22 protein-coding genes are annotated in these 15,706 nt (G+C 51.9%); all 22 read right to left on the minus strand.

Going from position 1 to position 15,706, the window contains the following annotated elements:
• Positions 1–3: 3 nt before the first annotated feature.
• The gene (locus KCR01S_RS00070; RefSeq protein WP_061279034.1) at positions 4–402 is read right to left on the minus strand and encodes a phage minor tail U family protein; all 399 of its coding nucleotides are present in this window, start codon (positions 400–402) and stop codon (positions 4–6) included.
• Positions 399–953 carry a phage tail protein gene (locus tag KCR01S_RS00075; protein WP_061279036.1) on the minus strand — a complete coding sequence of 185 codons (555 nt, stop codon included), beginning with the start codon at positions 951–953 and terminating at the stop codon, positions 399–401. Before KCR01S_RS00075 ends, KCR01S_RS00070 begins: the two co-directional genes overlap by 4 nt.
• 9 nt (positions 954–962) lie before the next feature.
• A complete protein-coding gene (locus KCR01S_RS00080) occupies positions 963–1,316 on the minus strand; it encodes a head-tail joining protein (protein ID WP_061279038.1) in 354 nt (117 codons plus the stop codon).
• Positions 1,317–1,327: 11 nt separating this feature from the next.
• The gene (gene gpFI / locus KCR01S_RS00085; RefSeq protein ID WP_061279041.1) at positions 1,328–1,732 is read right to left on the minus strand and encodes a DNA-packaging protein FI; all 405 of its coding nucleotides are present in this window, start codon (positions 1,730–1,732) and stop codon (positions 1,328–1,330) included.
• A gap of 45 nt (positions 1,733–1,777) precedes the next feature.
• Complete coding sequence (locus KCR01S_RS00090) at positions 1,778–2,803, minus strand: major capsid protein (protein ID WP_061279043.1); 1,026 nt, start codon at positions 2,801–2,803, stop codon at positions 1,778–1,780.
• 67 nt (positions 2,804–2,870) lie between these two features.
• On the minus strand, positions 2,871–3,203 hold the full coding sequence (locus tag KCR01S_RS00095) for a head decoration protein (RefSeq protein WP_061279045.1): 333 nt from the start codon (positions 3,201–3,203) through the stop codon (positions 2,871–2,873).
• A gap of 9 nt (positions 3,204–3,212) precedes the next feature.
• Complete coding sequence (locus KCR01S_RS00100; RefSeq protein ID WP_061279047.1) at positions 3,213–4,553, minus strand: S49 family peptidase; 1,341 nt, start codon at positions 4,551–4,553, stop codon at positions 3,213–3,215.
• Positions 4,534–6,126 (minus strand): phage portal protein, encoded by a 1,593-nt coding sequence (locus KCR01S_RS00105; RefSeq protein ID WP_061279049.1) that lies wholly within the window; start codon positions 6,124–6,126, stop codon positions 4,534–4,536. The genes KCR01S_RS00100 and KCR01S_RS00105 overlap by 20 nt, the downstream gene beginning before the upstream one ends.
• The gene (locus tag KCR01S_RS00110; RefSeq protein ID WP_061279052.1) at positions 6,123–6,329 is read right to left on the minus strand and encodes a phage head-tail joining protein; all 207 of its coding nucleotides are present in this window, start codon (positions 6,327–6,329) and stop codon (positions 6,123–6,125) included. The genes KCR01S_RS00105 and KCR01S_RS00110 overlap by 4 nt, the downstream gene beginning before the upstream one ends.
• The gene (locus KCR01S_RS00115; RefSeq protein ID WP_061279054.1) at positions 6,329–8,251 is read right to left on the minus strand and encodes a phage terminase large subunit family protein; all 1,923 of its coding nucleotides are present in this window, start codon (positions 8,249–8,251) and stop codon (positions 6,329–6,331) included. The genes KCR01S_RS00110 and KCR01S_RS00115 overlap by 1 nt, the downstream gene beginning before the upstream one ends.
• Positions 8,226–8,771, minus strand: a complete 546-nt coding sequence (locus KCR01S_RS00120; RefSeq protein ID WP_061279056.1) for a terminase small subunit — start codon at positions 8,769–8,771, stop codon at positions 8,226–8,228. The genes KCR01S_RS00115 and KCR01S_RS00120 overlap by 26 nt, the downstream gene beginning before the upstream one ends.
• 364 nt (positions 8,772–9,135) lie before the next feature.
• On the minus strand, positions 9,136–9,420 hold the full coding sequence (locus KCR01S_RS00125) for a hypothetical protein (protein ID WP_061279058.1): 285 nt from the start codon (positions 9,418–9,420) through the stop codon (positions 9,136–9,138).
• Between the two features lie 136 nt (positions 9,421–9,556).
• On the minus strand, positions 9,557–10,075 hold the full coding sequence (locus KCR01S_RS00130; RefSeq protein WP_061279060.1) for a Rha family transcriptional regulator: 519 nt from the start codon (positions 10,073–10,075) through the stop codon (positions 9,557–9,559).
• A 282-nt stretch (positions 10,076–10,357) separates the two neighbouring features.
• Positions 10,358–10,546, minus strand: a complete 189-nt coding sequence (locus KCR01S_RS25540) for a hypothetical protein (RefSeq protein WP_072277043.1) — start codon at positions 10,544–10,546, stop codon at positions 10,358–10,360.
• Positions 10,497–10,772 carry a hypothetical protein gene (locus KCR01S_RS23690; protein ID WP_072277044.1) on the minus strand — a complete coding sequence of 92 codons (276 nt, stop codon included), beginning with the start codon at positions 10,770–10,772 and terminating at the stop codon, positions 10,497–10,499. The genes KCR01S_RS25540 and KCR01S_RS23690 overlap by 50 nt, the downstream gene beginning before the upstream one ends.
• A gap of 7 nt (positions 10,773–10,779) precedes the next feature.
• Positions 10,780–11,394, minus strand: coding sequence for a glycoside hydrolase family 19 protein (locus KCR01S_RS00140; protein WP_061279064.1), 615 nt, complete (start codon positions 11,392–11,394; stop codon positions 10,780–10,782).
• A complete protein-coding gene (locus KCR01S_RS00145) occupies positions 11,394–11,675 on the minus strand; it encodes a phage holin family protein (protein ID WP_072277045.1) in 282 nt (93 codons plus the stop codon). Before KCR01S_RS00145 ends, KCR01S_RS00140 begins: the two co-directional genes overlap by 1 nt.
• Positions 11,662–12,048 carry a phage holin family protein gene (locus KCR01S_RS00150; protein WP_061279068.1) on the minus strand — a complete coding sequence of 129 codons (387 nt, stop codon included), beginning with the start codon at positions 12,046–12,048 and terminating at the stop codon, positions 11,662–11,664. The genes KCR01S_RS00145 and KCR01S_RS00150 overlap by 14 nt, the downstream gene beginning before the upstream one ends.
• A 152-nt stretch (positions 12,049–12,200) precedes the next feature.
• Positions 12,201–13,253 (minus strand): DNA-methyltransferase, encoded by a 1,053-nt coding sequence (locus KCR01S_RS00155; RefSeq protein WP_061279069.1) that lies wholly within the window; start codon positions 13,251–13,253, stop codon positions 12,201–12,203.
• 218 nt (positions 13,254–13,471) lie between these two features.
• Positions 13,472–14,350 carry an SDH family Clp fold serine proteinase gene (locus KCR01S_RS00160; protein ID WP_082767908.1) on the minus strand — a complete coding sequence of 293 codons (879 nt, stop codon included), beginning with the start codon at positions 14,348–14,350 and terminating at the stop codon, positions 13,472–13,474.
• A gap of 35 nt (positions 14,351–14,385) precedes the next feature.
• On the minus strand, positions 14,386–14,595 hold the full coding sequence (locus tag KCR01S_RS25010; RefSeq protein WP_156478725.1) for a hypothetical protein: 210 nt from the start codon (positions 14,593–14,595) through the stop codon (positions 14,386–14,388).
• A 420-nt stretch (positions 14,596–15,015) separates the two neighbouring features.
• Positions 15,016–15,705: a bacteriophage antitermination protein Q gene (locus KCR01S_RS00165; protein WP_061279073.1), complete on the minus strand. Its 690-nt coding sequence runs from the start codon at positions 15,703–15,705 to the stop codon at positions 15,016–15,018.
• Position 15,706: the final 1 nt, after the last annotated feature.

Here is a 15,706-nt window from a genome sequence, read left to right on the forward strand (position 1 = left end):
TCCTCACATTTCGTAAGTAATGGAATATTTCAAATCAGCCGAACTCCACAGCCCAAGATCGTCATCGCGCTGGTAGTCATAACCCTGCTGCACGATGTTGGTGATAAGCCCGGCAAGCCCTGGCACATCGCTCATCACCGGATAAATTCGGGACTCCATCCAGTTATCCAGATCTGAATCCGGCACCTGCGCCGGTAAAAAGATTTCGATATGCAGCGTGGCCTGCCAGGTATCCGTATCTAGCTCTTCACCGGTGTATTCGGCATCCGTCAGATAGATCGCGATAGCGGGAAAGTCGCCCTCCTCGAGTACCGCCGGACGCCCATCAAAATAGAGAGCCTCTTCACCAATCTGGATTTCCAGCGCGTTAATGATGGCCCTTCGGATATCACTGTGTTTCATCGTTTCAGAATCAGCCTGAGTTGGTTTTTAAGGGATGCCCGCAGTTCTTTGGGCATATCCGATTCCATGAGCTTCGGCAGCGCATCTCTAAACGCATTCGTCAGCGGTGTAGCCAGGGGAATGCTGACCACTTCAATCGGGTAGCGGGGTTTGGAAGTTCGTCGCATGACATGCCAGCGACCGTTCTTTAACTGCTGAATAAAACCACCCGGGAAACGAAAAGGGCCAATTCGCAATTCGCTATTGGCCCCTTTTTTATCCCGTTTTCGGCGTGATAATCGCACGCTGGCGGTCCCTAGTTTTATCGCCGGCAGATTGCCCCGGTTAACCCGGATGAGCGCTCTAGGCTTTTTCGTCGTGGCACGCCTTATCCTGGCGCGTTGCTTCACCAGCTTTCTGGGAACACGGGTATCTTTCGACACCACCGCAACGCTTCGGCTAACAGCCCGGGTGGCCACACGGTTGACCGCCTGCGCCGAAGCGCGAGGAACTGCCGTGCTACTGATGCTGTTCAGGTTCGCCATAGCCTGTTCAAGCCCTTTTATCGACATCACATCTCCTTAACGGCGACGGGTTGATGCGGGAGGAGAACCCGTCCCTAGCCAGATATGACAGGAGCCGCAATCATCCGGGCCAATACGTTCAACCCAGAAAGACTTTCCGTTAATATCCAGCGTGTCCAGCCGCGCCAGCTGCTCTATCGCTGCTGATTTCACAAACAGCGACGGGCTGGTCCCCTCGACACGGACGCCGGGGGTGGCGTAACCGATATTTTCCGGATCATCGAAAACACCACTCAACGTAGCGCCAGAAATCGCGCCGGACGTTACCGTTGCCGAAGTCCCCATAACCTGCCGAATAGTGTCATCGGCCTGTGTTATTGCAGCATCAAAAAGGTTATCGAAATCAGCCACACCGCCCCCTGTTAGTGTTCGCGGACCAGTCCGAGCGCAACCAGGCTATCCGCATCCGTTGCTGTCACGCGGATCACCGTTCCCGCCTCCACAATAGAGACCGGTTCATCGCGGGTCGCGTGCAGCGCCTCAATGTGCAGCGTGACCAGCGTTTCGACAGCCACCAGCGCGTCATCAGTCCTGCCGGTTAACACCGTATTCGCTGGCGCCACAGGTTCTTCGGTGCCGGGTGATGTCGCTCCGTCACTCACGCCACCATTTTCAACGCCATCGGTATCCGTGCCGCCATCCAGTTCTTCCTCCAGCTCCGCAATGCGCATTGAGAGCTCCTGAATGGTGCCACCGGTATTCACTTCCCGACCGAGCTGCACGCCAAGCTCATTAAGGCGTGCGATCAACTTTTCTTTTTCTGTCATGAGAACAGCTCCGAAACAGGGCCCCGAAGGGCCACAGAATGGAAATCAGGCGAGTTTGACTGACACAAACGCATCCGGATCAGCCAGCAGCATCAGCGGTGCGGACTGGATCATGGTGAACTCACGCGCCGGGTCACCGGTTTGCACCCAGTTTTTCGGGTAACGCGCGGAGGCGTTAATACCTTCACGCTGGGCATCCACATCCTGAATGCAGCCGTAAGTACGCAGCCCGCGCGCCTGGGTATTACCCAGTACCATGCTCAAATCCGGCAGGTAGTTCTTTTTGGTGTCGTCTTCAATGTACTGCCCGGAGTAAACGACAATGGCCACGTCGCCATACATCCCCTTATAGGAGACGGCTTCGCCCAGATCCTTCAGCGCCGTTTCCAGTTCAGAGTTAGAGCCACGACGGGTGTCGAGCTTCTCTTTTACCGCCTTGAACGAACGGAACAATGCCCAGCCTTTGGGATCAAAGACGATGATATTGACCACACCGCTGGCGTTCAGCGCGTAGGCTTCGATATCGTCTGTAGGGTCATAGGTTTCTTTGTCGCGACCGCTCCAGGCCGCGGCGCCAGCCTGAATAATGTTGTTTCCGGTACTGCGCCCCATATCCACCTCAACCGGTTCAAACGCTTCGCCGGTCATGGTGTATTTACCGTTAAGGACGGCAGCAACGGCCTGCTTCTCCTCAACCTGGGCAATTGCCAGTTCTTCATCCTTCATGTTCTGCAGGATAATGCGACGGCGACGGTAGGCCGGGTCAGCCAGGTTTTGCGGATCTTCATCTGGCAGGCGACGCAGCGTCATCTGCGGGTTTACTTCATGCTTCGGCTTGACGTAACCCGGCGTAAACTCAGACGTTGCACCGCCGCGGGAACGGATGACCTTGCCGGAAACAACAGGCGAAACGTACAGCGCCATGTTGACCATGCCCGGGATCTGCGACAGATAGACCTTCTCAGTGCTGAAGGGGTAGCTTTCACGGAAGAAGATGCGCAGGAAAAGCGGGTCAAACTTGAATTTCTTCTCATTGACCGCCAGAAGTTGGGCTGTAGTGTAAATTGACATAGATTTTTCCCGTAAAAAAAGCCGCGATAGCGGCTTCTATGGATGATGGTTGCAGTTCAGAAAAGGGTCAGACGATGCTGATGGCTGTACCCGCAAATGCGTTGCGCTTGATGTTTTCATCCGTCACAGCATCCGGCCAGAGCACATCTTCAATGCGGAATGAGCCGGACTTATAGAATGCCAGCTCGGTGTTGCTCTGATCGGCAGTCACCGCCAGCACGCCGCAGGCGGCCCCCGCATGCTGACCATCCCAGACCGTCAGTTTGCCGGAAGTGGCATCCAGCATCAGTGGCGTCATCGCCGGTGTTGCCGCCGTCAGTTCGCCAGGGGCATAACCGGTATGCGCCGGATCACTGTTCCCGAGGGGCTGGCTGTGTGTAAATTGTTCAGTGTTAGACATGTTGACCTCTTAAACAGGCGTATTTAACAAATCGTCACCCGCATCAGCAGAGTAACTCCCTGCCGCTACGGTGCCGGGTGCGGTTTCCATCAGACGATCCAGCGCGGTATCCGTGCGGGCCTGAGCACTCTGAGGCGCGGCGGCAAGAATGCGCTGCGCACTTTCCACCGTCATGCCCGGAGTTTCAGCCAGTGCGCGCGCCTGTGATTCGCGCCCTTTTGCCTCATCACAGTTCAGGATCCCCATAATGCGACCATTTTCAGCAGCGACCGCCGCCGCGACCTGGCTGCTCACATCAACAGATGCGGTGGTTGCAGGGTCAACGACCACAGCGGATGTGTCAGTGGTGGCCACGGGCTGGTTAGCAGCAGCGGTTGCTGCTGGTTGAGTGGTATCTGCGGATGCAGTAGTACCTTTCATGCTTCCTCCTCGGGAAATCATCGTTCGTTTGTTAATTGCATCGCGCATAACGTTCAGCGCATCCATGTTGTTGACCAGCTGCTCCGCCAGCCCGTTGTCTACTGATTCCTGGCCTGAAAACACAGCCGCTTCAGTATCCAGAACGGCCTGGACCGACATGCCGGTATAACCCGCCACCTTTTCAGCGAACATCTGCCGGGTAGCGTCAATGCGCGCCTGAAAATCTGCGCGAACCTCTTTGGGTAATTTCTCGTAGGGGTTCCCGTCCACCTTATGTTCGCCGCTGTAAATCAGCGTGACCTCGACACCGCTGGTTTTCAGGGCAGCGCCGTAATTGCTATGGGCCATCATGACCCCGATGGATCCCGTTCTGGCCGTCTGTGTAACAAGCCGGCGCGAGGCCGCACTGGCAATCAGCTGGCCTGCGCTGCAGTTCATATCGTTGGCCAGCGCCCAGATGGGTTTGATATCACGCATACGGGCAATAATGTCCGCACAGTCAAAAGCCCCCGCCACCATTCCGCCGGGGGTGTCCATATCCAGAAGGATGCCGTCAACACCCGGATCACTGATGGCCTGCTGAAGACGGGCGATAATGCCGTTGTAACCCGTCATCCCCGAATATGGCTGGAGAGAGCGGGTTTTACTGACCAGAGTCCCGGATACCGGCAGCACCGCGATCCCGTTAGTGACCTGATAGCTTCGTGCCGGTTTTGGCCCCATGTCTTCATCATCACCAAAGAGTGCCAGCGGTTCAGCCATCTGCTCTGCACCAAGCGTCACGCCAGACACGGTGTCGGTCAGGCGGGTAATACCCAGCTGGCCAGCAAGCGCGCAAAAGAAAACCCGCGCATAGGCGGGTTCAAGTAATAGCGGCTCATTGAAAGCCATACTGGCGATGTGCGGGAGATTACGCAGCTCGGGCGTCATCGTTCGCCTCCTCATTTGATTTCTTCAGTCCAGACTCAAAGGCAGAAGCCGCCCAGGCTGGAGGTTTTAGACCAGCAGCGCGACGTTCCATCGTTTCACGTACCTGCTGCGAAAATATTTCCTGATAGTCGTCTCCGCGCCTGGCACACTCCTTCTCATAAGTGCTCAGGCCGGCCTCAATGAGCATGACGGCCTCCTGCACTTCCTTCAGCCCATCGATCGCCATACGGCCTGAGCCTATCCAGTTGGCATTGCCCCAGGCTGTTCTCGCCTCCTGAAAACTGAATCGTGCTCTGGATGGCAACGTCACCACCCGGCGGACAATGGCCTCCTCCAGCCAGCACACAAACATCTGACAGGCCTGTCGGGCTGCCACGAACTTGCGGCGGCCCATAAAGAACGCCCAGGACTCGTTAGCGCTGGCGCGTGCAGTGGAGTAGCTCATCTGCGAATAGTTGCGCGAAAGCTGCTCATAAGACACACCCAGTCCAGCAGAGATATAACGCAGCAGTGATTGCTCGAACGTCGAAAAACCGTTGTCCGTATCCTGCGCTGACTGAAGATTCAGGGAATCACCAGGCATGAGGTGAGGAACCTTCGCACCACCAAGGCGAACCGGCGCCGCGGTATAATACGAGGCCATTTCACCCAGCCAGCCCGTCATCTTGCTCTGCTGATCTTTGCTGTCAGAGCCGAGAATAAAGTCCATCGCGGTTTGCGTATCCAGCTCACTTTCAATCGTCGCCGCGTACATCGCCTTAACGATAGCGCTCTGGAGCTGCGTATTTTGTAGCGTATCGAGCATTTTCATTTGCTCCATGACGCTGTAAAACGCGTTGGCTCCGCGCGTCTGTCCATCTTCCAGCGGTTCAAATACATGGATAAAGGACGGACGGCCGCCGGGCAGCTCGCGCGGAATATAGGACCATTTCTGCGCCATCCATCCCGGATATCCGTCCTCGCTGACGTAATAGCCCAATGCGGCGCCACCGTCGTTGGTTCTGACACCAGCCCGACAGTTTCGCGTGTCTCCGGCATTATTGGGGTTGCTGATGCGTTTCGGGCTGACCATCTTGAACTGTGTCCGGAAGAGCCGCGTTGAATCACTGTCCCAGGTGGGCTGGACACACAGCTCGCCGTTAAATGCATGAGTCGCGACACCTTCGCGGATCATCATCGTAAACGTCCGCTTGCGCTCAGCATCGATCCCGCAAAAATCATCTTCAGCATACTCATACCAGGCGGCCTCCACCTCCCTGGCAAATGCGCGGCTTTCTTCTTCTTTGATACCGAGATAACGCCAGCTCGGGCAGTAACTCAGTCGGAAGAAGGAACCGACAATGTGATCCTGATGAAGCTGCACGGCGTTTGCCGCATAACCATTATTTCGAACCAGATCGTCTGCTCGCGCATTACCACGGGATAAATTAGGCAATAACGCAGCATCCGCGCTTTCGCTCGGTGGGTTCCAGGCGCGTAACTGACCGCCAAAGCCACCAGCACCACCGTGATACCCGGCGTAGTCCCGCAATGCGGTTTTACCGTCCGGCCCTAACAAAGCAGGTGTTTTCATGCGTAAAATCCTGCCGGTCCCCGGCGTCGTTGAGTAATGCCAATCTGTGATTCAAGTTCGGCAATGTATTTTTTCAGGTCGGTTACGGAGGTGGCGGTGAACTCAACCCGCCGGCCGTCCTTTTGCACCGTTGCCACCCGCTTTCCCATCATGAGGTCATGCAACGCAGCGCGGGCGGCATCCAGATCGGTCTGTGTCGCCATTATTCGTCTCCAGATAATGCCCGGGCATAATCCGCCAGGGTCTTGTTGTGGGTTCGCCCCCCTTCTTCCTCCAGCAAACTAGCCAGAAGAGAATCGAGATTTAACTGCCAGCGCGAAATACTGATCCGAAGCGCAGCCAGCGCATAAACGAAGCAGTCCAGCGCCTCGTTTCGCCGCTTTTTGCTGTCCCAGAGGATCTTCTTCTTACCGTCCACCCATTTTTCAACCTGCTCCTCAGCGGTCAGCTGCTGTGCTTCAGCCAGGTCGTAAACGTCGGGGTTGTTTGGGAAATGCACAGCACCGGCGAGGGGTTCATCACCTTCGGGCTGCAGGGTAAAGCGGTTGTAGATCTGCTCTTTCGCTGTGTCCGTCCCGACTTCCGTCAGATACACACCGTTCTTGTTCCGTTTGCGCGGCATGCTGGCCACCGGCTTGCCATAAACAGAGGCTCCTTTGATGGGGATAAGACGAAACAGGCCGTGCTTTTTCGAGCGGTTGTATACGATGGTTGGATCGATACCGCCGATATCCCAGCAAATACGGGATATCGACATTTCAACGCCATTTTTCCGGGTGTATGCCCTGTTTATGGCCTCATCCACCCTGATGAGGGTGGCTTCATCATCATGTCGTCCCATGATGATCTGCCGGTCAATCAGCCAGCTTTCTTCACCCGGCCCCCATCCCCAGACGCGCATCTCATAGCGGTCAAGCTGTGAGTCAATGCCAGCGGTCAGGTAGGCTACCCGGTCAGGTACTGAGGCAGAAAAGTGTTCTTTCCTTTCCGCCATCACGTCCGCATCCGGGCGTTCGCCAATTTTCGGCTCCCATGTCTCACCCAGCGTGGTATTCACGAAGGTTTTACGCTTACCGGTATCCCCCTTCGTCTTGATCCAGTCTTTTACTATCTGCACCCAGGTGGTAAACGGGCTGTATGCCGTCCAGATGTGGAAAGTGACGCTGTCTGGCGGTTCAATGTCGGTACCAGAGGATGCAAACCAGTTCAGGCCATCGCGTGTCCAGATCCCCGTCTCATCGCAGATGTAGCGCGCCTGCGAGAAATCCAGCTCCTGCTGCTTAATGACGCAGGCGTTATGCTCGCAGAGGTAAAAAACGCTGGCCGGTTCGCCAGGCATCCACTTAAACCCGAATGGTGTTTCCTTATCGCCAAACTTCAGATATTGCTCTTCCCCACAATGAGGGCAGGCAACGTGAAAACGCATAAAATGCCCTGACTCACTCGCGGCACGCTCAATCTGGCAGGTTCCCTTTAGCTTTGGCGTGGAGCCACGGATTGACTTAGGCCAGACAGAGCCCTCAATACGTTTATCACCGAGGAAGGTGGGCGAGCCCTCTTTCTCAATATCTTCATCAAATGCTGCCAGCTCATCGTAGCCGGCGACATCGACCGATTTCTCACGGTAGTTTTTCGCCGCCTTACCGCCCAGACACCAGAAGCCGCGACCGTTGGAAAAGCGCTTCATACTGAGCGTATTGTCGCGGTTCTTTTTGCCGTACCACGGCGCGAGCGACAAAAGCGAGGGGATATCACGGATTGTAGGCTCGACATGAGACTTCATGAAGTTCTCAGCATCGCCATCGGTTGGCAGCCAGATCAGCGAATTGCGCTGCTTGTGTTCGATGAAGTACGCATACACACCGAGCAGCATTTTCGAGTAGCCAACGCGGGCTGATTTAACGACATTCACCTCTCGGATATAGTCGTTGCCCATCGCATTCATAATCGCTACCTGGAAAGGAAGCGTGACCCAGCGCCCTTCCTGATACGCTGACTCTTTAGGGAGATAATAATGTGCATCTGCCCATTCAACAGCGGTCAGCGGTTCTGGCCGGTACAGCGTTCGAAGCCCCGATCGAGTAGAGCACCGAACCCCTTTAATCTGACTGTTCGATATATTCACTCAGCAACTCCGGTATTATTTCATCCAGCGCAGCTGCCTTGTTCATGGCTTTAATGATGTCCTTTTTCAGGAAATCAATGTGCCGGTTTTCCAGTTCGGGGAAACGCCGCTGAACTGATAGAGGAACGCCATCGAGGATACTGGCTATTTCTCCGGCCACCCGCGATAACACGAACGTGCAGAATGCGGTTTCCACCACCTCAGCGGTGTCTTTTGCATTTTTCAATTCCTGCGTGTCGGCCTGCGCCCTGATGAGTCGGTGGCGCTCATAATCTATCGTGCCGGGTTGAAGATCCGACTCCGAAGCGATTCGCAGATCTTCGACTTCTTTCCGCAATTTCTCATTTTCAATTGCGGCATCACGGGCGGAATACCACTCAATAACCGCCGCGGAATCATAGAGCACCTCATTACCTTTTCCGCCACCACGGGCAACTGGCATCCCCTGATCCTGCCAGTTCTGAATGGTGCGAACACTGACGCCAAAAATCTCAGAGAGGCGTTTTTTGTTTACCTCCATGGCTCACTCCATGCGCAAAACAGAGAAAGGAAACGACATCGAGTAATTTGCCTGTTATCGGACTCTGCCGCTTCCTTTCTTTTCAGGGGGTGTTTTCAGTAAAAACAGGCAATTAGCTAGAAGAAGAACGGAAACGACTAAAACCGAAAAAATCTCATAAATAGCGAGAATCTGCGCGGACGCCGCCCCGTAGCGCACCGATATGCCGGAAAGGACCCTCAAACGATAATGATTATCAATTAACGGCAATTACTAATGGCTGTCGAATTTCTGAGCAGGCTGCTGGACTGGACGGCTTTTCGAATGGCTTTACAGCCGACTTCGGATAAACCCATTACAGAATGCTATTGAATTAAAAAAATAATTATTTCCAAATAGAAATCTGTAATTCGACTTTTCTTATCGCTATATCAATTACATGTCCATACGGCGTGTGTTTTGAATGATGTTCAGTTTGCAACATGTTCAACAACTCAGAGAATCCTTCCGATGGGTGACAATCTCCAACAAAACAGAAAGCCTCAGTTGCCCCCCGAATAGCGCTACTGATTTCTTCTCCGGCTATATGAAGGTTTTTCCCTCTTTCTGTTTCTTTTGCTATTTGTTGTATCCGCTTTAGATACCTATCTACGAGCTGTGTGGTCGTCATCGTCTGGCCTCATTGGGAAAGTTCATATAGATAACCACACATCACAAAAACATTCAACACGCTGTTTTTAAAGGGATTTTGACGAGCCCGTCAACTTTCAACAGTCATGCAGTGAATGCACGCTGTTATAGGTATCTTACAAACTCAACAAATCAGGCTGAGTGACCTGCATGATGTGCTCATGCTCTACTGCCAGAACGCGCTTCTCTTTCTTTCGCTCGTTCATCAGTCGGCTTCCGATCGTCCCTTTCAGCTTTGACCTAGTTTCTTTGATGGCGTAGCGGTGCTGCATTTCTTCACCCATTGCCAGGCGACGACTTAGCTGCTCAGCCATCCAGTTGAATGCATTGATATAGCATTCTTTTACCGCGGCTGCTGTCTTGCCTGTAAACCCCATAACCAGCATCATGCAGCCATCACGGGTTATGTTATACATCGGCTGGATATCACCGTTTTTATCAATGAAATCAATGGGCGCATAATTGCGCCGGGTGAAATCTTCCGAGCATTTTAGATTTCGGATGGCTCGCAAAACATCTTTATGCCGCTTCCCAAAATAGTCAGCCACCTTCAGTGAAGTGGTGATCACCTTGTTATCAATGGTTATCACCATATTTCGGAAGTCGAAGGCCGGAATAATTGACGGATTATTCATAACGTTTTCCTACTCTTTGAGATGAACCTTTGCCGCATAGGAAATCAGCCCGTCGAGGCTCGCCAGCACTAACTGACTCCTCAAAGGCTCATTCCAAAGGGTTTGGTTCGACGTGGTTATAGTGCGCTGCGGTGCGCAGTGAAATGCGGATACAAAAAAGCCCCGGCATTAAACCGAGGCCTATAATTATTTCTCTTTTTCAGAGAGTGCAGATTAAAGAACGTATTGCATTGCTGGTTTCTTCACAGCCTGCCTGCGTTTTACATCTTTCAATTCGCGTTTTCAATTTATTTTTTTTGTTTTTCTACAGTTTGCCTCCCATGTCTTGTTATGCGTCAGGACATCTCGCTTCGTTTGCTTATCCATAACAGCAATATCCTGTTCAGTTAGGTAGATGGGCTTCACCCAATCACAGGCGGTATCAACGACTGCCGGGGCGCTTCCACGACTCCCGCAACTCGCGATCAACATCGTCATCAGGCAACTGGCTAACAGTCTGCTGTACATTACTGGCCTCTTTCGTTACTTCCACTCGTCGCTCGGCAACCGCTTCGGTAGCTGCTGCATGCTCTTCAGTGCGCTGCTGATCAGCTTTTGCTTCCGCTTTACTGGTGCCACGGATGTGACCAAAACCGAAAGCACCAGCGATAGCGGCTATGACAGCAACCACCAAACCAATTATTGATTCGATACCCATAGCTTCCTCACGCGATAGCTGCTCTAGCTTGCTCAAAGCGAGCACGGCGATCAGTGATGCCGTTCTGCCCGCCGTTAATAATCTGCGTTACTCGCACCAAATCACCGGTGTAGTTAAGGCAACCATTCGTGGCAAAGAACCACGCAGCTGAGCGAGCAGCATTAACATCTTCTTCCAGTTGCACCGGGCTGCCGACCAAATCAAGTTTCAGTGCAGTGCCGCATTTAGCGTAATTTTCACGCCCGGTAATCTGAATCAATCCACGCCCACGGAACGCCCAACCATCACCAGGTTCTTTGTTACCCATGCGACCGCCATAGACCAGATTGGCAATCTGTGGCTGGTGGGCCACCTGCTGACCATCAACACGCCCCAACATCTCGCATTGGTAGGCTGATAGTCGTTTGCCAAACGTCACTTTTAGCGCCGCAACGGAGTAATTGAAGCTCTCAAGTACACGGGTAAAACCTGCCGATTCATGCCCTGTTTGAGCAATAAACATCGCCTGATCTTCTGGCTTAGTGATACCGAACTCTTTCATTGCAGCATCAATATGCGGAAACCAGCGCGCAGCTAACCCGGCGCCAATACCAGCCGCCTTTTGAAATTGTGATTGGTTCATTAGTTCCTCAGATGATCGACCAGACGCGCAACGTTGCCTCTGACGGCAGCCAGCACGGAAAGAAACAGAATGTTAGCCCCGATGGTGGCCCACGATGAATGTGGATAGATACCGCACAGGTAAGCCAACGGGACAGCGCTGTAGAGGACTGTGATAAGCCATGCCAGCCGCGAAACCCAGGGACGATGGCGCGAATCACCGCGACGGTAAAACATCAGGGTAATTACAACCCCGGCGCAAAGCAGCGCGTTTAATGTTGCTGTTGGGTCATTTAGTACCACCAGAACCTCCCCGGCGCGTTATCAGCGCCACCAGCGAGCCGAAATCCTGATTATTCAGGAAGGTCAGGATTTTGACGGCTAATGCGGAAATGATTACGGCACCAATGGCATCCAGAGGTTTATCGCTGTAGCCGGTCACGGCAGCCAGTTTTGAACCCACCAGCCCAGAACAAAGGATCCCGGCTATATACGAAACGACAAAATACGCCAGACGGCGGGTTGCGCTCAGATCTGATGCTGTGGCTATGTAGAAAACAGCACCAGCAAATGCACCAAACACCACGCCGTAATCAGTTCCGGTCAGTAGTCCATAAACACTGGCCCCCGTCAGGACTCCACCAGCTAACCCAGTGCCGGAAATCGGATCGGACATTTAGCCCCCTCTTAATGCTGTGAATCCTCTCAGAAAAAGAAATGAGGGGAATAGGGATCAGGCTCGCGGGCTGTTATGTCAAAGGGTAAGTTATGAGTGATTCCCGGAGCCTGAATTCGATGGCCACCACAGCAACGAGGCCATGGTGTCCGTTATGGTTTACTGAGATTTTCTATTTCACTGACCGTTTGCATGAAGCGATCAGCTTCGAGCTCAACGCCGATACCGCAGCGGCCTAACTCCATTGCAGCTTTCACAGTGGAACCAGACCCCATAAAGAAATCGGCAACAATATCGCCCGGCCTGCTGCTGGCGCTGATGATTTGCTTCAGCATGTCGGCTGGCTTTTCGCATGGATGTTTACCCGGATAGAACTGAACGGGCTTATGTGTCCATACGTCGGTATACGGAACGGCAGCAGATACAGAGAAGCAACGCCGGAGCGTTTTGTACTCTTCCAGCAATTCCGAGTATTTGCGATTCAATGACTGGTAGGTAGCCACCAGCTGGTGGTGAGGATGTTCCAGCTTTTGCTGCAGGTGTTTCTCGATGGCGATCCGGGTAAACAATTCCTGCAGTTTCCGGTAATCCACCTCGTTCGGCAACGACCACTGACTCACCCCAAACCAGTGGGAAGCCATGTTTTTCTTACATGTTGCCTCGGCTATCTCTTTCGTACTCACACCCAATGACTCTCGGGCGTTGCGGAAATAGCCGATAAGCGGCGTCATGATATGCTGCTTTAGCTCTGCGCTTTTGCTCTCGTAGGCATCTTCTTTCCCTGTATACGGCCCCAGATAATGTTCAGCGAACAGGATCCGTTCCGTTGCCGGGAAGTAAGCGCGCAGGCTTTCTTTGTTGCATCCATTCCAGCGGCCCGACGGTTTAGCCCAGATGATATGGTTCAGGACGTTGAACCGTTCCCGCATCATGATCTCAATATCTGAGGCCAGCCGGTGACCACAAAACAGATAAATGCTGCCGGCAGGTTTTAGGACTCGGGCATACTCAGCTAAACAGCTATCAAGCCAGCGTAAGTAGTCCTCATCCCCTTTCCACTGATTATCCCAGCCGTTCGGCTTCACTTTGAAGTAAGGCGGGTCTGTAACAATCAGGTCAATGGAGTTATCCGGGAGGGTGGCAATGTAATGCAGACTATCAGCGTTGATTAACTCAACACTGTGTATTTTTACAGTATTTTTCATAGATCAGTAAGCGTAACTCTGATAACCTCACTTTGCTTTTGCGCTAAAGCAGTGGGCCTTGGTTAGCTTGTGACCTGAAAGCATGAGCTGATGGCTGGCCGGGTGCTACAACACCCACCAGCCGCCCATTTCCACAGCAAATTCCTCCAAATTGAAGGAGTGTAGGTATAAAAAAAACCCGACGATGAGGCCAGGTTTTTTATAAGAAGAACTAAATTTTAAGGATTCCTAGGAGGGACGTGCCAAACTCTACGACCATCCTCATGGTTCTCAATAATCTTAGCCGCAGTACTGCCACCAAAGGTATGCATAAAACTATGGTGTATCGTCAAAACAATATCTTGTAATGCCTGGTCATCTTCCATAGGTGTAATTTTCAAACCGATTTGGCTAGCTTTATCACTGTGAATATGACGAGCATGAGCAAAAGTTGAGCTATGGTTATTCAAGCTCGAACAAATCGCACTGGCTTTTTGTTGGGCATCAACCTCTCCTTCGAACATACCAGTTATCAACCAATCGCTCACAATTGTTGAAGCCCACTGGATGGCCTTTTCACATTCACCAATGAATGTAGGATTGAGTTTTGACATTGTGAATTGCCAATACGCGGCAGTCGCAGGGTTCTGGACTATGTCTTGCATAGCCTTCTGCGCTTCTTCGATCACACCATGTGCTGGAACGCCACCGACTTGTGGATCAAAGGGACCAATATTTGATTGTTTCCCCATGACTATTTCTTTTGCACAACAGGCCAGCATAGTACCTGCAGACATCGATATCATAGGTACGAAAGCTCGAATATCGTTACCGAACTTAGCTCTCAGGTAATAGCCTATCGATTCTAAAGCGGCAATATCCCCACCAGGAGTATGCAAAATGAGATCAAGTCCTTTCGATGCATCTAGCCCATGTATCGCTGTCATAAATCCATTTTTATCGTCATCTGACATAGCGCACAAATGAGAGCTATTCTGCAGAAAACCTGAATAATACGCGATGACATTACGCCCAGTCATCGTGGACATCTCTTTGATATACTTACTTCTTACTGTGTCCAGAGGGCTTTTTTGGGCGAGAACAGCCATCTCGCCCATAACATGATTCCAATTAGGCATTGTTCATCTTATTGTTAGTATGAATACAGTTGGTATGATGCACTTCCTTGTTGATTTATATCAACATTTTCCAGCTGGGAACCTGTTGAATAAATTACACCTTCTTGGCCTGAACCAACTGATGATGTACTCATGACTCTTCGACCAAACTCAGCTACTGTTTCGTTCGGCATAAATTGTGCGGGAGTGATTCCAAAATCTTCATAAAGTTGATTTATGTTCATGGCTGCGCCTCTCCAATAACTACATGTAGTGGGAAAATAAAAACGAAATACCACATGTAGGATTTACTAGCGTATAGATACGAAAAAACCTCCATTTAGGAGGTCATGATTGCTTTAGTTATGTGCTAAATATGTGCTGAACAAAGCGATTATGCAACCATTTTTGCACAGATTATTGGCATTTATCGGAGATTTCTTGGCTATTGAGATCATATCAAGGTCTTACAATCCCTATTACGGATCTTTTTAAAAGCATAAACATTAAGGCGCAACGTTACAGATTGGATTAACTTTACCATTGTCAAAAAACCCGCTCAAAGGCGGGTTTATAAAACTTTGGCAACATATCAAATATGCTTCAAATATGGCTTGTTTTGTTGCATTTTGCAAGCGAGATTGACGGAGATAGTGAAATTTACTTCACATTTCTACCACTTTAAGCACTTCTTCATCTTCAAAGTGATCTAGCGCCAGGCTCAGGGCGTGCTCATCCAGATCCGCAAAGGCCGCTTTCAACGCTGCCCAATGGCCCGAATACACACGCAGCCAGGTCGAACGGTCAACGCTAACCATCCGCGCCAGCGCTGCACCAGCATAGTCTTTATAGGTTTCATTACTTCTCATGGCGGCGACTTCCTGCCCTGCCAGCCATACCAGGCCGATCAGCTTTTTAATGACGCGGGATTGTAACGGGTTATCCACCTGGCATTTCTGATAGTTATTCCAGACGTGCTCGCACATCATCACCTGATGCTTATAGCTGAGGTCGAATCCGTAGCAATATCGCAGCCAGGCCTGCTGGTATTCATTCAGGGAATTAACAGCGCGGCGCCACGGTGCTGATTCAAACTCCATATCTTTAATTGGCGGCATTGGTCGGCGGCGGCTGCGAGTCTCCAGCACATACAAGGGTGCACTCAGCGAGTTAACAAAGCGGGTCCCCGACTCGCCCTCCAGCTCAACGAGGTTAACACAACGGCGCGGCGTGGCATTCTTATCCGCTAGTGGATTCTCACTAAATGCCTCGAGCTGCCCTTTAGTCCCGCCGGACAGGTCCAGCAGTGCCCGGCGAAGTTCATTCCTAACGTAATTCAGATTCTGTTCATTCATG

It is taken from the genome of Kluyvera cryocrescens NBRC 102467, from assembly GCF_001571285.1.
Taxonomy (GTDB): Bacteria; Pseudomonadota; Gammaproteobacteria; order Enterobacterales; family Enterobacteriaceae; genus Kluyvera; species Kluyvera cryocrescens.